Source organism: Mycetocola sp. 2940 (assembly GCF_040548835.1).
Taxonomy (GTDB): Bacteria; Actinomycetota; Actinomycetes; order Actinomycetales; family Microbacteriaceae; genus Mycetocola_A.
On the sequence record NZ_JBEPSK010000019.1, the window covers coordinates 1 to 20,808 of the forward strand.

20 protein-coding genes are annotated in these 20,808 nt (G+C 69.2%); 10 read left to right on the plus strand and 10 right to left on the minus strand.

The window, feature by feature from the left end; translation table 11 throughout:
- Positions 1-135: 135 nt before the first annotated feature.
- Positions 136-1,080, minus strand: a complete 945-nt coding sequence (locus tag ABIE24_RS16270) for a hypothetical protein (protein WP_354501548.1) — start codon at positions 1,078-1,080, stop codon at positions 136-138.
- A gap of 490 nt (positions 1,081-1,570) precedes the next feature.
- Between ABIE24_RS16270 and ABIE24_RS16275 the strand changes: the two genes are divergently transcribed.
- Entirely contained in the window at positions 1,571-2,887 is a 1,317-nt protein-coding gene (locus ABIE24_RS16275) for a hemolysin family protein (protein WP_354501551.1), read from the plus strand.
- The gene (locus tag ABIE24_RS16280) at positions 2,880-3,929 is read left to right on the plus strand and encodes a hemolysin family protein (RefSeq protein WP_354501554.1); all 1,050 of its coding nucleotides are present in this window, start codon (positions 2,880-2,882) and stop codon (positions 3,927-3,929) included. The genes ABIE24_RS16275 and ABIE24_RS16280 overlap by 8 nt, the downstream gene beginning before the upstream one ends.
- Before the next feature lie 9 nt (positions 3,930-3,938).
- On the opposite strand, the gene ABIE24_RS16285 is transcribed toward ABIE24_RS16280, so the two are convergent.
- Entirely contained in the window at positions 3,939-5,018 is a 1,080-nt protein-coding gene (locus tag ABIE24_RS16285) for an NADH:flavin oxidoreductase/NADH oxidase (protein WP_354501556.1), read from the minus strand.
- Positions 5,019-5,054: 36 nt separating this feature from the next.
- On the opposite strand from ABIE24_RS16285, the gene ABIE24_RS16290 reads away from it, so the two are divergent.
- From ABIE24_RS16290 to ABIE24_RS16310, 5 genes are all read left to right on the plus strand, one after another.
- The gene (locus ABIE24_RS16290; RefSeq protein WP_354501559.1) at positions 5,055-5,906 is read left to right on the plus strand and encodes an ADP-dependent NAD(P)H-hydrate dehydratase; all 852 of its coding nucleotides are present in this window, start codon (positions 5,055-5,057) and stop codon (positions 5,904-5,906) included.
- Positions 5,907-6,006: 100 nt separating this feature from the next.
- Complete coding sequence (locus tag ABIE24_RS16295; protein WP_354501562.1) at positions 6,007-6,453, plus strand: FMN-binding protein; 447 nt, start codon at positions 6,007-6,009, stop codon at positions 6,451-6,453.
- A complete protein-coding gene (locus tag ABIE24_RS16300) occupies positions 6,443-7,357 on the plus strand; it encodes an FAD:protein FMN transferase (protein ID WP_354501564.1) in 915 nt (304 codons plus the stop codon). Before ABIE24_RS16295 ends, ABIE24_RS16300 begins: the two co-directional genes overlap by 11 nt.
- Positions 7,354-8,847 carry a ferredoxin--NADP reductase gene (locus tag ABIE24_RS16305; protein ID WP_354501567.1) on the plus strand — a complete coding sequence of 498 codons (1,494 nt, stop codon included), beginning with the start codon at positions 7,354-7,356 and terminating at the stop codon, positions 8,845-8,847. Before ABIE24_RS16300 ends, ABIE24_RS16305 begins: the two co-directional genes overlap by 4 nt.
- A 25-nt stretch (positions 8,848-8,872) precedes the next feature.
- The gene (locus tag ABIE24_RS16310; protein WP_354501570.1) at positions 8,873-10,144 is read left to right on the plus strand and encodes a glycosyltransferase 87 family protein; all 1,272 of its coding nucleotides are present in this window, start codon (positions 8,873-8,875) and stop codon (positions 10,142-10,144) included.
- On the opposite strand, the gene ABIE24_RS16315 is transcribed toward ABIE24_RS16310, so the two are convergent.
- The 7 genes from ABIE24_RS16315 to ABIE24_RS16345 all read right to left on the minus strand — a co-directional run bounded on the left by ABIE24_RS16315 (position 10,084) and on the right by ABIE24_RS16345 (position 17,185).
- Positions 10,084-10,389 carry a thiamine-binding protein gene (locus tag ABIE24_RS16315; RefSeq protein ID WP_354501573.1) on the minus strand — a complete coding sequence of 102 codons (306 nt, stop codon included), beginning with the start codon at positions 10,387-10,389 and terminating at the stop codon, positions 10,084-10,086. The genes ABIE24_RS16310 and ABIE24_RS16315 overlap by 61 nt on opposite strands.
- Positions 10,390-10,431: 42 nt before the next feature.
- On the minus strand, positions 10,432-11,079 hold the full coding sequence (locus tag ABIE24_RS16320) for a LuxR C-terminal-related transcriptional regulator (protein ID WP_354501576.1): 648 nt from the start codon (positions 11,077-11,079) through the stop codon (positions 10,432-10,434).
- 28 nt (positions 11,080-11,107) lie between these two features.
- Positions 11,108-12,280, minus strand: coding sequence for a hypothetical protein (locus ABIE24_RS16325; protein ID WP_354501579.1), 1,173 nt, complete (start codon positions 12,278-12,280; stop codon positions 11,108-11,110).
- Entirely contained in the window at positions 12,277-13,476 is a 1,200-nt protein-coding gene (locus ABIE24_RS16330; RefSeq protein ID WP_354501581.1) for a sensor histidine kinase, read from the minus strand. Before ABIE24_RS16330 ends, ABIE24_RS16325 begins: the two co-directional genes overlap by 4 nt.
- Positions 13,477-13,547: 71 nt before the next feature.
- Entirely contained in the window at positions 13,548-14,780 is a 1,233-nt protein-coding gene (gene metX / locus ABIE24_RS16335) for a homoserine O-acetyltransferase MetX (protein WP_354501584.1), read from the minus strand.
- Positions 14,781-14,820: 40 nt separating this feature from the next.
- Positions 14,821-15,777 (minus strand): oxygenase MpaB family protein, encoded by a 957-nt coding sequence (locus ABIE24_RS16340; RefSeq protein ID WP_354501586.1) that lies wholly within the window; start codon positions 15,775-15,777, stop codon positions 14,821-14,823.
- An 82-nt stretch (positions 15,778-15,859) separates the two neighbouring features.
- Positions 15,860-17,185, minus strand: a complete 1,326-nt coding sequence (locus ABIE24_RS16345; protein WP_354501589.1) for a bifunctional o-acetylhomoserine/o-acetylserine sulfhydrylase — start codon at positions 17,183-17,185, stop codon at positions 15,860-15,862.
- Between the two features lie 130 nt (positions 17,186-17,315).
- Between ABIE24_RS16345 and ABIE24_RS16350 the strand changes: the two genes are divergently transcribed.
- Together ABIE24_RS16350 and ABIE24_RS16355 are read left to right on the plus strand one after the other, a co-directional pair.
- Complete coding sequence (locus ABIE24_RS16350; RefSeq protein ID WP_354501592.1) at positions 17,316-18,080, plus strand: SDR family NAD(P)-dependent oxidoreductase; 765 nt, start codon at positions 17,316-17,318, stop codon at positions 18,078-18,080.
- 2 nt (positions 18,081-18,082) lie between these two features.
- Positions 18,083-18,808, plus strand: a complete 726-nt coding sequence (locus ABIE24_RS16355) for an aminoglycoside phosphotransferase family protein (RefSeq protein WP_354501595.1) — start codon at positions 18,083-18,085, stop codon at positions 18,806-18,808.
- An 82-nt stretch (positions 18,809-18,890) separates the two neighbouring features.
- Here ABIE24_RS16355 and ABIE24_RS16360 read toward each other — a convergent pair whose 3' ends face one another.
- Positions 18,891-20,168: a GNAT family N-acetyltransferase gene (locus ABIE24_RS16360; protein WP_354501598.1), complete on the minus strand. Its 1,278-nt coding sequence runs from the start codon at positions 20,166-20,168 to the stop codon at positions 18,891-18,893.
- 126 nt (positions 20,169-20,294) lie between these two features.
- Here ABIE24_RS16360 and ABIE24_RS16365 point away from each other — a divergent pair, with 126 nt between their 5' ends.
- Positions 20,295-20,804: a phosphoribosyltransferase gene (locus ABIE24_RS16365; RefSeq protein WP_354501601.1), complete on the plus strand. Its 510-nt coding sequence runs from the start codon at positions 20,295-20,297 to the stop codon at positions 20,802-20,804.
- The last annotated feature ends 4 nt before the right edge of the window (positions 20,805-20,808 follow it).

Genomic DNA, 20,808 nt, shown 5'->3' on the forward strand with positions numbered 1-20,808 from the left:
GGGGGGGGGGGGGGCCGCGGGGGGGGGGGGGGGGGGGCGCCGCCCCCCCCCCCCCCGCGGGGGGGGGGGGGGGGGGGGGGGGGGGGGGGTTGGGGGGGGGGGGGGGGGGCCCCCCCCCCCCCCCCCCCGACTCCTTCACCGGCGCGAGCGGGGGAGACCAGCCCGAACGAGGATGTTCACCATTCGGGACGGCGGGTACAGGTCTGCCGGCTCCCAGCGTGACACGGTGCGGACGATGCGCCGCAGCCGGTTCTCCCGATTTTTTTCGGCGATGACGACGTCTTCGGGCTTCCGTCCGCGCAGGAAGGCGGGATTCCGGTACTTGTCCCGCCCATCACATTCGCCGGCGTGATCGAACTCACGCCAGTAGAAGTCCGTATCGGCGACGAACCCATCGGAGTACACGAACCTCTGCTGCAGCTCGGGCCGGGGAAAGCCCGCGAGGTGGATCTGGACCCTGCTGTGGGATTCCTCGGGCGAGTCGGAGAGAGGGGTGGCGAAATTCGCCGCCGCCCACGCCTTCCTCCACCCTGGTTTCCCTTCGATCGCAGAGCAGCGATCCAGGAGGTCCCTCGTGGTCGTCAGGATGCCGCCCGCACGATTGCGGTGCAACGCGGAGTCCATCGCGACGACGGCATCGGGGAAAGGGAGGATGCGAGAGAGGTCGACGACCGTCTGGGCTGGGGAAGTGACCATCAGCTCGCCGACGCGAAACACCTCGGTGCTTTCCAACCCGGTGCAGTGGCGGATCATCCGCCCGTCCGAGCGACCACCCGAGGCGCGTTCAAGGGTCACATCCACGTTCTGCGGCCACTCGCCGAGAAGCTGGATCCCCCACAGCGCGGCCGCAGCGTAATGCGAGAAGACGACGGGTGTGCGCAACCGTTCGGCCGTGGCGAGCACCAGCATCCTGTGGCGAAGAAGAGGATCGAGCGCTTTCCACCGCTCCGAGTCTGCGTAGATGCCCGCGGTTACGCGCACCAGTTCGTTGCGGCGCAGGCTTCCCCTGACGGTGTGGTCTGCTCCGATGGCGACGAGGTCGCGCCGCCGGACAAGGAGGTCATAGTGAGGATCGGTCATCGCAGCAGCATCCGTCTCCGCCGGACCGTCACAGCCGGTTCAACGCTGTCCGTGGGAAGCATGCAGGGCAGCTGGCGGTGTGGAGGAGTTGCGGCGGAGGACCGTTGCGCGGGTGCGGTGGTGTGACGCTGGCGCGATTGCGCCCGCGCGGCGCGCATAAACCCGCGCGGCGCGCATAAACCCGCGCGGCGCGCGTAAACCCGCGCGGGCACTGCGTATGCGACCGCAGTGGCGAGCCCGCAGTGGCGAACCCGCGGAGGCGATTCGGCAGAGGACGGGCGGCTCGGCGCGCGTGTTTTCGTCGGGCGCGGGTGCACTTGCGCCCGCGCCCCATAAAAACACCCGCGCGGGCCCCCGTCGAGGTCCTCCCGCGCGACCGGCAGTCAACCCGCAGCCCGCCTGCGTATACTTAGGCGCACAATGGACGACCCCCCACCTGCCAGTTCGCCCGAAGCCCACCAACCCGTCTCGCCCTGGCGGGAGTTGATCCATGTTTGAGTGGATCCTCCTCGCCGCCGGACTCGCCCTCACGGTCGGAACCGGTCTCTTCGTCGCGAGCGAATTCGCCCTGGTCAACCTCGACCGATCCGATCTCGAGGCTCGTCAGGCTCGGGGTGAGACCCGGCTGGGCATGACCATCGCCGCGCTCAAGATCACCTCGACCCACCTGTCGAGCGCCCAGCTCGGCATCACCCTCACGACACTGCTCACCGGTTACACGATGGAACCGGCGATCAGCACGCTCCTCACGCCCCCGCTGCTCGCGGTCGGCCTGCCCGAAGCAGCGGTCACGCCGATCGCGGTGACCGTCGCGGTCGTCGTCGCCACCCTGCTGTCGATGATCATCGGCGAGCTGGTTCCGAAGAACTTCGCGCTGGCACTTCCGGTCGCCACCGCGAAGCTGGTGATCCCGTTCCAGACGCTGTTCACCACGGTTTTCAAACCGGCGGTGAGCCTTCTCAACGGCAGCGCCAACGGCATCCTGCGCTCCATGGGCATCGAGCCCAAGGAGGAGCTGTCTGGCGCCCGCACGGCTGAGGAGCTGTCGAGCCTCGTCCGGCGCAGCGCCGGCGCCGGAACCCTCGAGAACGACACGGCCACCCTGCTGAACCGCACGCTGCAGTTCGCGAACCACACGGCGGCCGACGTCATGACCCCGCGGCCGCGCGTCGAATCCGTGCGCCGCAGCGCCTCAGCGCAGACCGTCGTCGAACTCGCCCGCACCACGGGCTACTCCCGGTTCCCGGTGATCGATGAAGACGCCGACGACGTCGTGGGCCTCGTCCACGTCAAGCAGGCGATCGCGGTTCCGCGGAGCAAGCGAACGGATGTTCCGGTGTCGGCCCTGCAGTACGACATCGTCCGCGTCCCCGAAACGATGCGTCTCGACGCCCTGCTCGAGGAACTGAGGGGGCGCGGCTACCAGATGGCCGTCGTCGTCGACGAGTACGGAGGAACGGCGGGCATCGCCACCCTCGAGGACCTCGTCGAGGAACTCGTCGGTGACGTGGCCGACGAACACGACCGCACCCGGGCCGGCGTCGTCAAGTCGCTGGACTCGATCGTCTTCCCCGGCAGCCTGCGACCGGACGAACTTCTCGAACGCACGTCGATCTCGGTGCCGGAGGACGGCCCGTACGACACCGTCGCCGGTTTTGTGATGAGCGAACTCGGCCGGCTGCCCGTGGTCGGCGACGAGGTGTCGATCGCCTCGGGAACGCTCCGGGTCGAACGTCTCGACGGACGCCGCATCGACCGCATCCGCTTCACCCCCACCCCCGCCGAGGAGGGCGAAGACGATGAGTGACTGGGCAGGAATCGCCTGGCTGTTCGTGCTGCTGGCCGGGAACGCGTTTTTCGTCGGCGCCGAATTCGCCGTCATCTCGGCCAAACGGTCGCAGATCGAGCCGCTGGCTGAACAGGGCAAACGCAGCGCCATCACCGCGCTGTGGGCGATGGAACACGCCACCCTCATGCTGGCCACGAGCCAGCTGGGCATCACCGTCTGCTCACTGCTGATCCTCAACGTCTCCGAGCCGGCCATCCACCACCTCCTCGAGGTGCCCCTCGGCCTGACCGGCCTGCCGGAGGAGGCCATCGGCACGATCGGCTTCATCATCACGCTGGTGCTCGTGTCGTATCTCCACGTCGTCTTCGGCGAGATGGTGCCGAAGAACCTCTCGTTCTCGGTGCCTGAGAAGGCCGTGCTGTTCCTCGCGCCCCCGCTCGTCTTCGTCGCGCGCGTGTTCAAGCCGGTGATCTGGGCGCTCAACGGCACCGCGAACGCCGTGCTGCGCCTCTTCGGGGTCGAACCCAAGGATGAGGCGACGTCGACGTTCACGCTCGACGAGGTCGCCACCATCGTCAACCAGTCGACGAAGGAGGGGCTGCTTCTCGACTCCACCGGCGCGCTGCTCGCGGCCTTCGAATTCACGAACAAGAAGGTTCTCGACGTCGCGATTCCGGTCGAGAACCTGGTCACGCTGCCGTTCGACACGACACCTGAGCAGGTCGAACGGGCGGTCGCCAAGCACGGTTTCTCGCGCTACGTGGTCGTCGACCGTGACGGACGGCCGAGCGGGTACCTGCACCTCAAGGACATCCTCCGCCTCGAATCGTCGGCGGAACCCGGGGACGAGAACCTGCCGGTGCCGGCGAAGCGGATCCGGCAGCTGGTCTCGATCTTCCAGGACACCGACCTCGAGGACGCCCTCGCCATCATGCGCCGGTCGGGCGCCCACCTGGCCCGGGCGTTCAACACCGAGGGAGAGACCACGGGTGTGCTCTTTCTCGAGGACATCATCGAGGAACTCGTCGGCGAAGTTCAGGATGCCACGCAGCGCCGCTGACCGGCGCGTTCAGGCAGACAGGTACGGTGCCCGCAGGTACTGGCCCGGCGCGAGGCCGTCGACGCCGGCCGAGGCCGCGGCGCCCAGCGCGAAGTGCGGGTCGCGGAGCGCCTCGCGACCGATCATCACGGCATCCGCGCGCCCGGAGCGGACGATATCCCCTGCGTCGACCGCGTCGGTGATGAGGCCAACCGCGGACACCGGCACCCCGGCGGTGTCCCGGACGTAGGTCGCGAACGGCACCTGGTAGCCCGGCGCGAGCGGAATCTGCACACCCGGGATCGCTCCGCCGGTGGAGATGTCGAAGAAGTCGGCGCCGGCGTCCGCTGCCCACCGGGCGACGGATGCCGTGTCGGCCTCGTTCCAGCCGCCCTCGGCCCAGTCGGTCGCTGAGAACCGGACCATGAGCACGGTCTCGCCGATCGCGGCGCGCACCGCCTCGACCACCTGGAGCAGGAAGCGCGCGCGGTTCTCGAGCGGCCCGCCGTACGCGTCGGTGCGCGTGTTGACGAGCGGGCTGAGGAACTGGTGCAGGAGGTACCCGTGGGCGGCGTGGAGTTCGACGACGTCGAAGCCGGCGGTCACCGCGCGGCGGGCGGCATCCGCGAACGCCGTGACGATGCGGGCGATTCCGCTGTCGTCGAGGGCGGCCGGTGCGTCGAAGTCGGCGAAGGGTTCCGGGGTGGGGCCGACGGCCTGCCAGCCTCCCTCAGCGGGAGGTACGGTGCCGCGACGCTCGGTTCCCCACGGCGCGTACACGGAGCCTTTGCGGCCGGCGTGGCCGAGCTGGATCCCTGCCGCGGCGCCCTGCGACCGGAGGAAGGCGGCGATCCGAGCCCACGCCGCAGCCTGCTCGTCGTTCCAGATGCCGGTGTCCTGCGGCGAGATCCGGCCGACGGGCGTCACCGCGGTGGCCTCGGTGAACACGAGGCCGGCCCCGCCGATCGCGAACTGGCCCAGGTGCACGAGGTGCCAGTCGGTGGGAACGCCGTCTTCGGCTTCCACGGAATACTGGCACATCGGGGCGATCCACAGCCGATTGCGCAGGGTGAGTGACCGCAGGATCAGCGGTTCGAACAGTGTGGGCATGGTGCTCCTCCCGGCTCTTCAACCTATCGTGAAGGCATGGAGAAATTTCCCGGTACGAACTGGATGCCGTGGGCTGAACGCGACGCGGCCGAGTACGTCGCGGTTCCCACCGTCGCGAGCGACAAGTACAGTCGTGGCGTGCTCGGCGTCGTCACCGGCTCCAGCGCCTACCCGGGGGCAGCTGTCCTCGGTGTGGAAGCGGCGGCGAGGACCGGGATCGGCATGATCCGGTATCTCGGTGACGCCACCGAGCAGGTTCTGGCACGGCGGCCGGAGGTCGTGTCAGCGCCCGGCCGGGTCCAGGCCTGGCTGATCGGCTCAGGCACCGATGCGCAGGACCTCGGCCTGCTCGGCGCCCTGTTCTCGGACGCCCTCGCCTCGACCGAGCCTGTCGTCGCGGACGCCGGTGCGCTGGAGAGCGTCGCGCTCGCACCGCGACGGGGCGTCATCGTCACGCCGCACTATCGCGAACTCGCTCGGATGCTGGCCGCCGCCGGCACCACCGTCGACGTCGCCGCCATCGCCGCTGAACCCGAACGCTGGGCGGTCCGCGCCGCGAACCGCCTCGGCGTGACCGTGCTCCTCAAGGGCGCGACGACCTGGATCGCCGAACCGGACGGCCCGCAGCTGTCGGTCTCCCTCGCACCATCGTGGACGGCCACGGCCGGCGCCGGCGACGTCCTCGGCGGCATCCTCGGCGCCCTCCTCGCCACACACACCTCAGCGGCGCTCGAGCCGGGGATGCCCGCCCGTCTCGCCGCGTCGGCGGCGGTGATCCACGGGCTCGCCGCGTCGATCGCGTCGCGCGGCGGCCCGATCGTCGCCCTCGACATCGCCGAGCGGGTGCCGGACGCCATCCGCCGCCTGCTCTCCGGAGAATCAGCGTGACGCCTTTCACAGCCAGCTCACAGCCACCGCAACGAAGAGCTTCTGACACCCGCGCTAGCGTTACGGGCACGGCAGGGAAATCACCGGAAAGAGACAGGCAATGCAGATTCGAACAAGACAGAACGTCGCAGCGGCCCTCGCCGGAATCGCGATGGTCGGCCTGGCCGGATGCTCCGGTTCCGGTTCGACCGCCACCGAACGGTCGGAGGCGCCGTCGGACTCGACGGAGAGCCAGGACTCATCTGCGAGCGCCGAGTACCAGGACGGTGAATACACCGCCGAGGGAAGCTATGTCTCGCCGGGCGGTCCGGAGTCCGTCACCGTGACGCTGACCCTCGAGGACAGCACGATCACGGCCCTCGAAGTGACCGGGTCGGGCGGCACCCCGAACGCGAAGAAGTTCCAGGGCGAGTTCATCGAGGGCATCGATGAGATCGCCGTCGGCAAGAACATCGACGAACTCGACGTGTCGAGGGTCGCCGGGTCGTCCCTCACCAGCGGCGGCTTCAACAACGCCCTGGAGCAGATTCGGGCTGATGCCAGCTGACCAGACCACGACACCGCTGGTCTTCGAGGCGATCGGCACACGGTGGCGCATCGACTCGGCCGTCCCGTGCGACCGGGCGCTCACCCGTGCGATCCTGGACCGGATAGCCGAATTCGACCAGACCTGGTCGCGGTTCCGGAGCGACTCCGTCGTCGCCGCAATGGCGCTGGCGGCGGGCAGCTGGGACCTCGGCGCCGACGCTCCTCCGCTCTTAGCCCTCTACCGTCGGCTGGCGGATGCCACGGACGGCGCGGTTTCGCCGTTCCTCGGAGACGCGCTCAACCGGCTCGGCTATGACGCCTCCTACTCGTTACGCGAACGCGACGAGCCGCGGGCGGCGGCGCCCGGCTGGGACGACATCGCCGGGCCGGACGGGCTGGTCGGAACCGGGCTGGTCGGAACCGGGCTGGTCGGAACCGTGCTGACCACGACCCGCCCGGTGACCATCGACATCGGCGCCGCGGGCAAGGGATACCTCGTCGACCTGGTCGCCGGCCTCCTCGCCGCCGCCGGCCACACCGCATTCACCGTCGACGCCTCCGGCGACATCGCCCACCGGGGGGCGCCGATCCGGGTCGGGCTCGAGCATCCGTACGATCCCACCCGCGCCATCGGGGTCGTGACCCTGGCCGGCGGCGCGCTGTGCGCGTCGGCGACCAACCGCCGCGCCTGGGGCGACGGACTTCACCATGTGCTCGACGGCCGGACCGGATCGCCGGTCGAGGAAGTCGTCGCGACCTGGGCGCTCGCGCCTGAGACGGCAACCGCCGACGGAGTCGCCACCGCGCTGTTCTTCGCGGCGCCCGGCGGCCTCGCCGCCGAATTCGGGGCCGAGGGCGTGCGGATGTTCACCGACGGGCGGATCGAACGATCTCCCGGTTTTCCGGGGGAGCTGTTCCGATGAGACGCCACGTCGACACCTGGATCCACAGTGTCACCATGTACCGCCTGGTCAGCATCCTGCTCGGGATCCTCGCGGCGGTCAGCGTCGTCCTGTCGGTCACCGGGGTGCTCTTCTTCACCCCGCTCGAACTCGCCGCGGGCCTCGTCGTTGCGGTCGGCGTCAGCGTCGTCTCCAACCTGCTGGTCGCGCCGCTGTTCCGGGTGGTCCCGCACACCGAATCGGCCATCATCACCGGACTGCTGCTGTTCTTCATCCTGCGGCCGAGCATCGAACCGCTGGAACTGGTCGCGACCGCGGTCGCCGCGCTCGTCGCCACGCTGTCGAAGTACATCGTCGCCGTGCGCGGCAGGCACGTGTTCAACCCGGCCGCCTTCGGCGCGGTGGTCGTCGGCGTGACCGGGCTCAGCGTGTCGTGGTGGTGGGTCGGAAGCGCCGCGCTCCTCCCGGCTGTCGCGCTTGCTGCCCTCGTCGTGCTGTACCGCACCCGGCGGTTCGCCCTGGCCGGCGTCTTTCTCCTCGTCAGTGTGACGACCGTCGTCGTCCAGTTGCTCGGCAGCGGCATGCCGCTCGGGGCGGCCCTGGCCACCCCGTTCACCTCGTACCCCGTGGTGTTCTTCGCCGCGTTCATGCTGACCGAGCCGCTCACCCTGCCGCCCCGGCGCTGGCAGCAGCTGGCCGAGGCGGCGATCGTGGGGCTGCTCTTCGCCCTGCCGTACGCTTTCGGCCCGATCTCAGCGACCCCGGAGCTGGCCCTCGTCGTCGGAAACCTGCTGGCGTTCTTCGCCGGGCAGCGTCGCGGCATCCGCATGGTCCTCGAATCGCGGATGCGACTGACCCCGACGACCGTGGAACTCCGGTTCCGCCCCACCGCGGACGTGCGGTTCACGGGCGGCCAGTACCTCGAACTCTCCCTGCCGCACCCGCACCCCGACGCCCGCGGCACCCGCCGCATGTTCAGCATCGTCTCGGCGCCCACCGACCATTCCGTCGCCGTCGCCTACCGCGAGCACGAGCCCGGCAGCAGTTTCAAATCCGCGCTGGCGCGGCTCGAACCGGGAGACGCCGTGCAGGCGACCGGTGTCTGGGGCGACTTCACGCTGCCTGCGGATGCCGCGAAGCCGCTCGTTCTCGTGGCCGCCGGCATCGGGATTACGCCGTTCCTCAGCCAGCTGAAGGACCTGCACCGTTCCGGGGCGCAGCGCGACGTCGTGCTCGTGTACGCGGTGCCGAGCCCGCTGGAGATCGCCTACCGCACCGAGCTGGTGCTCCTCGGTGTTCCGGTGTTCCTTGCTGCGCCGAAGGCGCCGGTCGAGCTTCCGCCCGGCTGGACCTACCTCGGCCCCGGCCGGCTCACCGGCGACCGGCTGCGGGCCGCGATCCCCGACCTGGCCGAGCGGACGGCCCTGATCTCCGGGCCGCCGGGGCTGGTCGACACCCTGCGGCCGGCCTTCGGGCGACGGGCGCGGACGGACGTGTTCTCCGGTTACTGATCCGGCGTTGCCTAGGATGGGAGCGGTGAACAGGCGAATCGGCTTCTGGACGGCCTTCGTCGTCGTGCACGCTGTTCTCGTCTGGATCTGTCTCGGCCTGCCCGGCACCGGGGTGGGCCAGAACGCTCTCGGGCTTCCCCTCGGCGACGTCACCTTCGTCTACCGGCCGTGGATCGAGCAGGCATTGTCGGGCGGACCGATCGTCGGGATCACCGAGCCGTGGGTGTACCCCATCGCCGCGATCGTTCCGATGTTCGCCGCGATGGCGGCGGGGCCCGACCAGTACGGTCAGGCGTGGCTGGTTCTCGTCACCCTGCTCAACGCGGCAGGTTTCGCTGTGCTCCTCGGCACGCGGCCGTCGCGGCGGCGGGAGGCCGCGGCGTGGTGGTGGCTGGCCTTCACAGCGCTGCTCGGCCCGATCGCCCTCGCACGGATCGACGGCGTCACCGTGCCGGTCGCTGTCGTCGCGCTGCTGATCGCGGCGCGGCATCCGTTTCTCGCCGGGGTCCTCCTGGCGATTCTCACCTGGGTGAAGGTCTGGCCGGCTGCCCTCATCGCCGCGCTCGTCGTGGCATCACGCGACCGGGTGGCGGTGCTTCTCGCCGGCGCGGCCACGAGCGCGGGGATCGCGGTGCTCGTCTTCGTGCTGGGCGGCGGAGAGCACCTGTTCGGCTTCGTCGGCGAGCAGGCCAGCCGGGGGCTCCAGATCGAGGCGCCGGTGGCGACGCCGTACCTGTGGCTCGCGTCGGCGCAGGTGGAGACCAGTTTCATCTACTACGACCGGCAGATCCTGACCTTCCAGGTCGCCGGGCCCGGCAGCGGCGAGGCGGCCCGCCTCATGACGCCGTTGCTCGCGCTCGCGGCGACCGGAGCCGTCCTCGCCGGTGTCCTCGCGGTGAGACGCGGAGCATCCGTCGTGCGGCTGCTTCCGTCGCTCGCGCTCGCACTCGTCCTGGTGCTGATCGTGTTCAACAAGGTCGGCTCGCCACAGTTCCAGACCTGGCTGATCGCGCCGGTGGTTCTCGGCCTGCTCTACCGGGGGCGGCACTTCGCCTGGCCGGCCGCTCTCGCCCTCGGCCTGGCCGCGCTCACCCAGCTTCTGTACCCGTATCTCTACGGCATGCTGCTGACGGCGACGCCGGCGATGGTCGCCCTGTTGAGTGTGCGCAACGCCGGGCTGGTCGTGCTCCTGGCCTGGGCGCTCGTCGACGTCTGGAGGGCAGGTGCCGCAGCGGATCAGTCCTCGTCGAGCGCCTTCTCGAGACGCTCGACCTTGCCGGTCAGCTCACCGGAGTAGCCGGGCCGGATGTCGGCCTTGAGCACGAGCGACACGCGCGAGCCGAACTGGCCGACCGCGTCGGTCGCGCGGCGGACGACGTCGAACACCTCGTCCCAGTCGCCCTCGATGGTGGTGAACATGGCGTCGGTGTGGTTGGGCAGCCCGGAGTCCCGGACGATGCGGACGGCCGCAGCAACGGCGTCGTGGACGGAGCCGTCGGCGCGGCCGGTGCCTGACGGGGCGACAGAGAAGGAAACAAGCATGGCATCATCCTCCCACCGCCGGACGGAAGCGGGAAGGGCGGGTCAGTCGAGGATGATGCCGTCGAGGATGGCGCGCTTGCGCAGGGCGACCTTCGTGCCGACGTCGAATCCCGAGGCGCGGTACTTCTCGCGGATGCGCTTGAGGTAGCTCTTCGCGGTTTCCTCGGAGATACCGAGTTCGTAGGCGACCGATTTGACCGGCTCGCCCGCCGCGTAGAGCGCCATCACACGGCGCTCCTGCGCGCTGAGCTTCGGTGACCCCGTCGTGGTGGCGTTGAGGGCGATGTCGAGTTCGTGCGAGATGAAGGACTCACCGATGTAGGCGGCGCGGATCGCTTCGACGATCATCGTCGGGTCCTCGGTCTTGACGAGGTAGCCGAGCGCGCCGGATGCGAGAGCTTCGCGAACGACAGCGGGGTCGGAGTATGTGCTCATCAGAACCGTTTTCACCCCCGTCGTCTTGAGGATCGACAGCTTCAGCGAGACCGGGATGTTGTCCTTGAGGTCGAGGTCGAGGAGGACGACGTCGACGGGAAACTCCGAGTGGGTCAGAAGCTCGGGCCAGGTGGGCACAGCGGCGACCATGCTGATGTCGCTGGCGGCACCGCGGATCCACTCCGTCAGGGCGCCGAGAAGCATCTTGTGATCGTCGACGATGGCGAGACGGATCGGGGTTTCCACGCTGGTCATGTGTCGTTCTCCTCTGTGTGTCCTCGGTCTACTGGTCGATCGGACTCTCGACCGTGCACTCAATCACGACCATGAGGGCACCCGGCGTCGTTGTATCAACATAGCGTCCCGTGCGACCCAGGTGCTGCCATGTTGCGGGTTCCACGTCGACGCGCCGCATGCCGCGGGCCTCGATCTGGATGGGGAACCGCAACCGGGGGCGTCCTTTTCCCGGGATCGGGACGGCGGGACCGAACGTCACCACGGCATGGCGTGTGGTGCGCTGCTCCGCGTACATCAGGAGCCAGAGCGCCGAGAGCAGGCCGTCGCGCTGGCGCCGGTCGAGGAGAGCGGCCAGGGCCTCGTCATCGTGGAGTTCGACCGACACCGACAGGAAGTCCGACTCGGCGATCGCGTGGTGGAGCCAGGTGTGACGCCGGCCCGCGATGAGGTGACGCCGCAGCACGGTGGACAGTTCACCGGCCCGGTGCGCCCGATCCGGTTCGAGCGGGAGCGGTTCACGCCCCGAGGCGATGTCGTTGAACAGCTGCTCCACCTCGAGGTCGACCTGGGCGAGTTCGTCCGACTCGAGCATGCTCACACCGAAGGCGGGTGCCATCACCGTGCTCTGGATCAGGACACGGTCGAGCGCCATCAGCACCATGCGCCGGTAGGAGGCGACGAGGATGCAGGCGATGAGCGGAGGCAGGACTGCGAACGCCGTCAGCAGCACCTCGGCCCCGGCGGTGAGCGGATCGGTGTGGGGCCGGAGCGCGTAGGTTCCGAGCAGCGCGGCGCCGAGGATGCCGGAACTGATGGCGACGTCGCGCACGGAGCGCAGCGTGACGGTGCCGAGGAGCACTCCTCCGGCGGCGATCGCCGCCGTGGGCTGGACGCCGTCCCCGGCGTCCCAGACCGAGGCGAGGTCGAGGGCCACCACGACAGCGAGGCTCGCGACCAGGAACGCAAACCCGACGTTGCCGAGGAGATAGCCATTGGCGCGGACGGCGATGATCGTGAGAACGGATGCCGCAAGCAGCAGCAGCCAGGAACTCGCGGTGAGCAGGGGGTGCGGCAGGTCCATCACACTGAGGCTGAACCGCCACAGGGCGTGCAACAGCACTACGCTGCCCGCGATCGCCAGCGACGTGCCAAGCTGGCTGGCGCCCAGGGTGGCCCGCGCCGAGGCTGCGCGGTCGGGTCGTTCGGGCACGCGCGTCATTTGCGCATCTCCAGGACGACGGTGGTGCCCGCGCTCGGGGCGCTGAAGACGCGCACACTGCCGCCGGCGTCGCGGACCCGCGCCACGACCGAGTCGGCGAAGCCCAGCTTGCCGTCAGGCACCGTCGCCGGGTCGAAGCCGCTTCCGGCATCCGTCACCACACCGCGGACCATCTCACCGTCGTCGCTGAGGGTGACGTGGGCTTCACTCACCCCGGAATGCCGCCGCACGTTTTCGAGGCACTCCGACAGCGCGAGGATGAACGCCTCGAGTTTCGTTCCGGGCAGGCCGATCTGTCCAGACCCGTGCCATTCGATGTCGAGGCCCATGGAGCCGAACCGTCCCTTCAGCGCCTCAAGGGTTCCGCCGAGGGAGAGCTCTGCCGTGTTGGTGAGGGTGTATTCGCCCGAGGACCGGGGCTGCGGTGTTTCGCCGAGGCGAAGCCGCTTGAGCAGGAGCCCGTCCGACTCCGCCTGCGCGCGCATCGACTCGACCGGCACACCCACCCCGGAGTGGGCGAGCAGGGTCAGAGTGGCGAGGACCGTGTCGTGCAGCAGCCGGGCGTCCCGATGCCGTTGTGCCTCGGTCTCGCTCGCCCGCCGTTCGACGTTGTGCGCACGACCGATGCTCGAAACGCGTCGCATGACCCGCGGGAAGCTCGAGCGGAGCCAGATTCCGAACAGGGTGGAGATCGCCCACCCGGCGAGGACGAACACGAGCACCGTCGGCGTGTGCGGGTCATTGCGGGTATTGAGCAGGAGGAGGTACGAGACGGTGAACGCGAAAGCCATCAGAAGACAGAGGATCTGCCCCCACGACGACACGAGGATGGTGGCTATCGATCCGATGCCCCACGCGCCGATCGCCGCGATGGCGCTCGCGGTGGCGACATTGAGCTGACCGCCCGCAGGCATGTGGATGCCGGCCATGAGGCACAGCCCGATGGAGATGGTGAGAACCATCCAGAACGGGTGCGGCCGGTGGGTCATCAGCAGCTGGGTTGCAGTGAGAGCGACGAGCAGGGAGGAGCAGGCGATCGCGTTCGTCGCCGGCATCGCCCCTGGCAGCCAGATACAGACTGCGGCGACGGCTGCCCCCGAGATGCCGAACAGCCGGGTCGTGCGGAACAGCAGCCGGGCCAGCTGCCACGAGAACCGGTCGCGTTCCTCCGTACTGAGGCGGGAGGGACTCATCATGCCGCTCGCGGGCCGGAACCCGGGTCGTCGTCGCAGCCGATCATGTTGAGAAGTCTAGGGGAGCGAAAAGCTCAGGAAACCCCGGCGGGAAGCCGGTCGGCTGTGGCGAGCAACCGGCGGAGGTGGGCACTCACCGCATCCGCCTCGATCAGGAAGCCGTCATGACCGAAATCGGAGGTGATGACCGCCGGCGTCCGGCCGTCGATGTTCGACCGGATGCCTGCAGCGATCGTCTCCTGCCCTTCCAGCGGGAACAGCCGGTCCGAGTCGATACCGAGCACGAGGCTGGCTGCCGTGACCCGCGCGAGCGCTGCGTCGATACCGCCCCGACCGCGGCCGATGTCGTGCGAGTTCATCGCCTCGACGAGGATGATGTAGCTGTTGGCGTCGAACCGCCGCGTGAACTTGTTGCCGTGGAAGTCGATGTACGACTCGACGGCGAATTTTCCGCCGTCGCCGAGGGGGCTGATCGCCGACTGCCAGGTCCGGCCGAACCGGGCGTTGAGTTCGTGCGGGCTGCGGTAGTTCAGCAGGGCCATCCGCCGGGCGAGAGCGAGGCCGCGGTGGGGGCCGTTGCCGTCCTGCGCGTCGTAGTAGTGCCCGCCGGCGAACAGCGGATCCATCCGGATCGCTTCGATCTGGACCGAGTTGAGGGCCACCTGGTCGGACGTGGTGTGCGGGGGAGCGGCGAGGACCGCGAGCCGGGCGACCCGGTCGGGGAAGCCGACGGCCCACTCGAGCGCGTGCATGCCGCCGACGGACCCGCCGACCACAGCAGCCCAGCGGTCGATGCCGAGCTGGTCGGCGAGCTTCACCTGCGCCAGGACCTGGTCGCGGATGGTGGTGTACGGGAACCGCGACGACCACTCGTAGCCGTCAGGAGCGAACGACGCCGGACCGGTCGAGCCCTGGCAGCCGCCGAGCATGTTCGGTGTCACCACGAACCACTGGTCGGTGTCGATGGCGAGGCCGGGGCCGACGATGCTGCCCCACCAGCCGTCGGTGGCGTGCCCGTTGCCGGCGGCGCCGGCGACATGGCTGTCGCCGGTGAGCGCATGGGTGATGAGGACGGCGTTGTCTTTCTCCTCGTTCAGCGTGCCCAGGGTTTCGTAGGCGATGCGCACGTGCGGGAGGTGTCCTCCCGCTTCGAAGTCGAAAGGACCGAGGTCGGCGAACAGGCGGTCGCCTGCGGGGTCGCCGTCGCGCCACGCGCCGGTCGCCGGGGGTTTGCCGAGCAGGTGCCGAGCCAGCTCCTCGGTGATGAAGCTGGACGGGACCGTGTCTTCAGGTGTCTGCCAGTCCATGGTTCCATTGTGTCGGCTCCCGCCCGGGCGGTGTGCCGTGTTACGAGGCAGGCTCCTGGGCGGCCGCGGGCTGGCCCTTTTTGTCATGATCGCGGGACGTTTCCCGCGAAGCGCGCAAGCGCGCGATCCTCCTGCGGGCGGCATCCTCCGACGTGGACCTGCCGCCGAGGACACGACGGACGATGGCCAGGACGAGCCGGGTGGCGGTGATCGCCGGCAACGGCGAACGCCGCAGCCCGAGCAGTTTCCGGTATTCGCGCGGAATGGATGCCACGGCGCCGGCGAACATGATTCGGTACGCCGGCATCATCGTGCGGCGAAGCGGTGGATTCCGGATGAACCTGACCGCCTCGCGCACCCTCTCGTCTGACTGCAGCACACCGGTTCTCCGGTACTCGGCCAGGGCGCCGGCGAGGTCAGCGGCGGTGTGCGGGGGGTTCGTGACGCCGACGAGTGTTCCGGCACGCGCCCAGGCCCCGACGTAGGCGTCAGGCCCGCCAGGCACCGGCTTTTCCCAGAGGAGGTGGGAGGCCAGGAAGGAATCGGTGAAGACGATGTGCACCCAGCGGAGGAGGTCGGGATCGCCGGCGGAGTACTCGTGCGTCGCCCCCGCGCTGTCGGTGTACGTGCCCTGCACCCGCTCGTGGAACGCCTGGACCCGGGCGGACTCGCGCTGGGCGGTCTCCGTGTCGCCGAACGTCACGGTGATGAGCCACTGGATGGTGCCGGCGAGTCGGCCGAGCGGATCCTCGCGGTACCGCGACCAGTCGTGCACTCCGGCCATCGCGCCGGGGTGGAGCGTCTGGAGCAGCAGAGCCCGAATGCCCGCCACCATCGTGGCCAGTCCACCGTGCACCGCCCAGGGGGCCGAACCGGGTCCGAAGTACCCGGCGTCGGTTCCCTCTTCGATGCGGTCGACCCAGCGGGGCCGTCCATCGCTCGAACCGGACAGGGTCGTAAGCAGATGGGATCGCCAGGTGTCTCGAAATCTGCTCATGACTCCTGAGGATAACCGCAAGGCCGCGAAACCCCCTGTACCAGTCCGCAAAGAACTGCTACAGGGGAATTCAAGTTGCGGGTCAGCCGCGGGCGGCGACGACCACGGCGCGCGCCGCGGCGAGGCCCTTCTCGAGGTCAGCCTTGAGGTCAGCGACGTTCTCCAGACCGACGGAGAGGCGCACGAGCCCGGGCGTGACGCCCGTGGTCAGCTGCTGCTCCGGGGTCAGCTGCGAGTGCGTCGTCGACGCCGGGTGGATGACGAGTGACCGCACGTCGCCGATGTTCGCGAGGTGCGAGAACAGGCTCAGCGTGTTGACGAGTTCGCGCCCGGCGTCGACGCCGCCCTTGAGTTCGAAGCTCAGCACCGCACCGACGCCCTTGGGGGCGTACTTGTTGGCGGCCGCGTACCAGGGGCTCGACGGCAGGCCCGAGTAGTTCACACTGGCGATGTCGGGGTGGTTGTCGAGCCACTCGGCGATCTCCTGCGCGTTCTGCACGTGGCGCTCGATCCTGAGCGACAGGGTCTCGATGCCCTGGATGAGCTGCCAGGCGCTCGCCGGGGCGATCGCCGCACCGAGGTCGCGCAACAGTTGCACGCGGGCCTTGATGATGTAGGCGAGGCCGTCGCCGACAGCGGTGGTGTAGCTGGCGCCGTGGTACGACGGGTCCGGCTCGGTGAGCCCGGGGAACTTCGCGACGTTCTTCGTCCATTCGAAGGTTCCGCCGTCGACGATGACGCCGCCGATGACGGTGCCGTGGCCGCCGAGGAACTTCGTGGCGGAGTGCACGATGATGTCGGCGCCGTGTTCGAACGGGCGGATCAGGTACGGCGTCGCGATCGTGTTGTCGACGATGAGCGGGATGCCCGCCTCGTGCGCCACGCTCGACACCAGCGAGATGTCGAGGATGTTGATGCGGGGGTTTCCGATGGTCTCGGCGAAGAAGGCCTTCGTGTTCGGGCGGATCGCACGGTGCCACTCGTCCGCGTCGTCCTGGTCCTCGACGAACGTCGTCTCGATTCCGAGCTTCGCGAGCGTGTACTTGAAGAGGTTGTAGGTGCCGCCGTAGATCGACGACGACGAGACGATGTGGTCGCCGGCCTGGGCGATGTTGAGGATCGAGAACGTCGATGCTGCCTGGCCTGAAGCGAGGAGGAGGGCGCCGGTGCCTCCCTCGAGCGCAGCGACGCGCTCCTCGACGACGGCCTGGGTCGGGTTCTGGATGCGGGTGTAGATGTTGCCGAACTCGGCGAGGGCGAACAGGTTCTTCGCATGGTCGGCGCTGTCGAAGACGTAGCTCGTGGTCTGGTAGATCGGCGTCGCACGCGCCTTGGTCGTCGGATCCGGAGCAGCGCCCGAGTGGATCTGCTTGGTTTCGAACTGCCAGTCGGCGGTGGAATCGGCCATGATTGCGCCCTCGTTCTCTGTATGGTGGTGGAAGACTACGGATGCTCGTCCCTTCGAGCCTAGGCAGGAAGCGAATGCTCGACAACGCCCAACGCAATATGGCGTAACGCGCTCGCCTTAGGCTGGTGCCATGAATGCACAACGCGTGGTCGTGACCGGAGCGAGTTCAGGGATCGGAGCGGCAACCGTCCGGTTGTTCCGGTCTCGAGGGTGGGACGTTGTCGGGGTGGCCCGGCGCGCCGACCGGCTGGAGGCGCTCGCCGCCGAGACCGGAGCGCAGGTGGTCGTCGCCGACCTGACCGTGCAGGCGGACGTCGACGCACTGCGCGACGCGGTTGCGGCATCCGGCGGAGCGAACGCCCTCATCTGCAACGCGGGCGGCGCATTCGGGATGGCCTCGGTCGAGGCGAGCGACCCCGACGACTGGTCCCGCATGTTCGACATCAACGTCCTGGGCACGAAACGGGTCATCTCGACCCTGCTCCCGATCCTGCGCCAGGCGGATGCCGCGTCGATCGTCGGCGTCACCTCCATCGCCGGCTCGATCGCCTACGAGGGCGGCGGAGGCTACAACGCGGCGAAGTTCGCGCAGCGCGCGCTGCTGCAGGTGCTGCGGCTCGAACTGGCCGGCGAGCCGATCCGCGTGATCGAGGTGGCGCCAGGGATGGTGCACACCGAGGAGTTCTCGCTCGTGCGGTTCGGCGGAGACCAGGCGAAGGCGGACGCCGTCTACAACGACGTGCCAGACCCGCTCAGCGCCGACGACATCGCTGAAACGATCGTTCACGCCGTCGAGCTTCCCGCCCACATCAACCTCGACTCGATCACCGTGAAACCCGTGGCACAGGCGGCGCCGCACAAGGTCATCCGCGGCGACCTCCGCATGAAGGGCTGAACATGGACGGTGCCCTGCCGGGCGGCAACATGAACGCGGTGCACCGCGTCGGCGACACCGTTCGACGCACTGCGGGACCGTGGACGCCGACGGTGCACCGGTACCTCCGGTACCTGGCACGCAACGGGGTCGGCTGGGTGCCGACCCCGATCGGGGTCGACGGCGACGCCGAGATCGTCAGCTTTGTCGAAGGCAACGTTCCGCTGTACCCGCTCCCGGACTGGATCTGGGATGACGCGGTCCTCGTGGACGGCGCCCGGATGCTGCGGCAGCTTCACGACGCCTCCATCGGTTTCGCCGTCGACGACGCGGTCTGGCAGTCGCCGACGACGATCCCGTCCGAGGTGATCTGCCACAACGATTTCGCCCCGCACAACCTCGCGTTCAACGACGAGGGCCGGATCACCGGCGTCATCGACTTCGACATGTGCTCCCCGGGACCCCGGATCTGGGATCTCGCGTACTTCGCCACGCGGACGTGCCCGCTGACCGCTTCCCCTCCCGACGGGGCGCCCGGGCCGGACGATGCGCGCGGGCGCATCGAACTCCTGCTTCGGGAATACGGGTCGGATGCCACCTGGAACGACGTCGTCCGGGTCGCCGTCACGCGGCTGTACAACCTCGCCGAGCTGTCAGTCGCGAAGGCCGATGAGCTGTTCAAGCCGCAGTTGCGCGCCGAAGCGGTGGCGTACGAGCGAGACGCCGAGTACCTGGCCGGCTGGCTGTAACCCCCCGCGAGTTGCTCGGTATGCGGGGGTCTGCCTCGTCCCGCACCGCCGCATCCTCAGCATCTCGCGGGGGTGAGGCGCGTCAGAACGGAGTGATCCCGTAGACCGGCTGATCGGGCGCCAGCAGGGTGCGCAGCGTCCGGACCGCGCCGGGGGAGTGCTCGATGAGCTGCCCGGCAGCGGCGAGCGTGCCCGGGTCGGCGCCTCCGAGGTAGAGCGACCCGAGCACCCAGGCGTCGAGTTCGAGGTCGGGCGACGCGGCATCATCCCGTGTGACGGTCGCGCCGGCATCCGTCACCGCCAGGCGGAACACCCCCGCCGCGTGGCCGAGCGCGTCGACGACCCGGAGGACGACCTTCCCGGTCGAGCCGTACGGGCGGGCTTCGAGCGCGCCGATCGGGTCGAGGATGCGCAGCCACAGCCAGTCCTCCTCCGCCTTCACGGAGAGGAGCCGCGGGTTCTCCAGGGCCCAGGCCAGCGGCTCGTCGAGTCGGCCCTGGTGCCAGGTGACCGTCTCGGTCAGGTCGATCGAGGCGAGGTACTGCCACAGCCCGAGCGCGGCGTGGTCATCGCCGGCGACGAAATCGAGCAGTTTGACCGTGCGCGGGTTCCCAGTGACCTTGTAGGACACGTAGCCGTCGATGCTGCCCTGTTCGTCGTAGTGCAGCGCAGCGCGGACGCCGCGGTCCTCCTGCCCGTCGGAGTCCACCGTGCCCGAAACGTGGTGCCAGATGCCGAGGTAGCGGTCGACCGAGCCGGTCTGCGCGGCGTGGAAGCGCGCGAACACCCGGGGCCCGATCTCGGTGAGGGCCGAGGCGTCGACCTGCTCGCAGCTTCCGCGGGTGGCGGTCAGGAGACGGAACCGCGCGTCGGTCGCCACCTCGATGCTGCGCGTCCAGACCGCAGGGCCGAAACCGAAGCGGCGGTAGATCGTGGCCTCGGATGCCGTCAGAGCGGCGATCGCGAAACCCTCGGCGTGAGCGATGGCCAGGTTCTCGGTCATCATGCGGCGGAGCAGGCCCCGGCGGCGGTGGGTGGGTCGAACCGTGACGGCGGAGATGAGGTGGGCGGGGAGCATCCGCCCGCCGCCGACGTTGAGCGACTTGGGGTACGACGCGAAGGTCGCGACCGGGTATTCCGCCGGGAGGGAGGCTTCCGGGCGGGAGCGGGCGTACGCGCCGGTGAGGGTCTGGCCGTCGGTGACGAGTCCTTCCGCCACCCGGGCCAGTGAGGCTTCGGTGAACCGCTTGTCGTGGAAGCCCTGGGCGTCTGCCTGCAACCAGCCGCGGGTTTCGGAGGTGACCGGGGTCCCGGACGGTGCGAAGCGGCGGAACTCGTAGTCGTCGTCGATAGTGTTCACGCCGAAACCCTACGCTGTCGGAGCGTGATCCGGACAGCAGCGCCGAGGCATGGCATACGACGGCGGGTGCGGTCAATCCCGGGCATTCCCCGTCACCCCTGTGCCCTCCCGCTGTAGCGTGATTGCATGACGATCCCGACCACTGAACTTCCGGCTTCCTTTCCTCCCGAGCGGGAGGTACTCGGCTGGGAGGAGTTCGGCGAGGCCGCCCGCGAGCTCGCCGGTAACGTCGTCGAGTCCGGATTCCGGCCCGACATCGTCGTCGCCGTCGCCCGCGGCGGCCTCTTGCTCGCCGGATCGGTCGCGTATGCGCTCGGCACAAGGAACTGCGGCAGCATCAACGTCGAGTTCTACACCGACGTCGATGAGCGGCTTCCCGAACCGGTCCTGCACCCGCCGCTGCTCGATGCGCCCGCGCTGAACGGCAAGAACGTGCTCCTCGTCGACGACGTCTCCGACTCCGGGCGCACCCTCGCGATGGTCGTGGACCTGCTGAAGGACCACGGGGCAACGGTCCGCTCGCTGACCCTCTACTGCAAGCCGCGCACGGTGCTCGTGCCCGATTACGTCTGGCGCGACACCGATCGGTGGATCACCTTCCCGTGGTCGGCCCTCGCCCCGCTCACCGCACCGTAGGCTC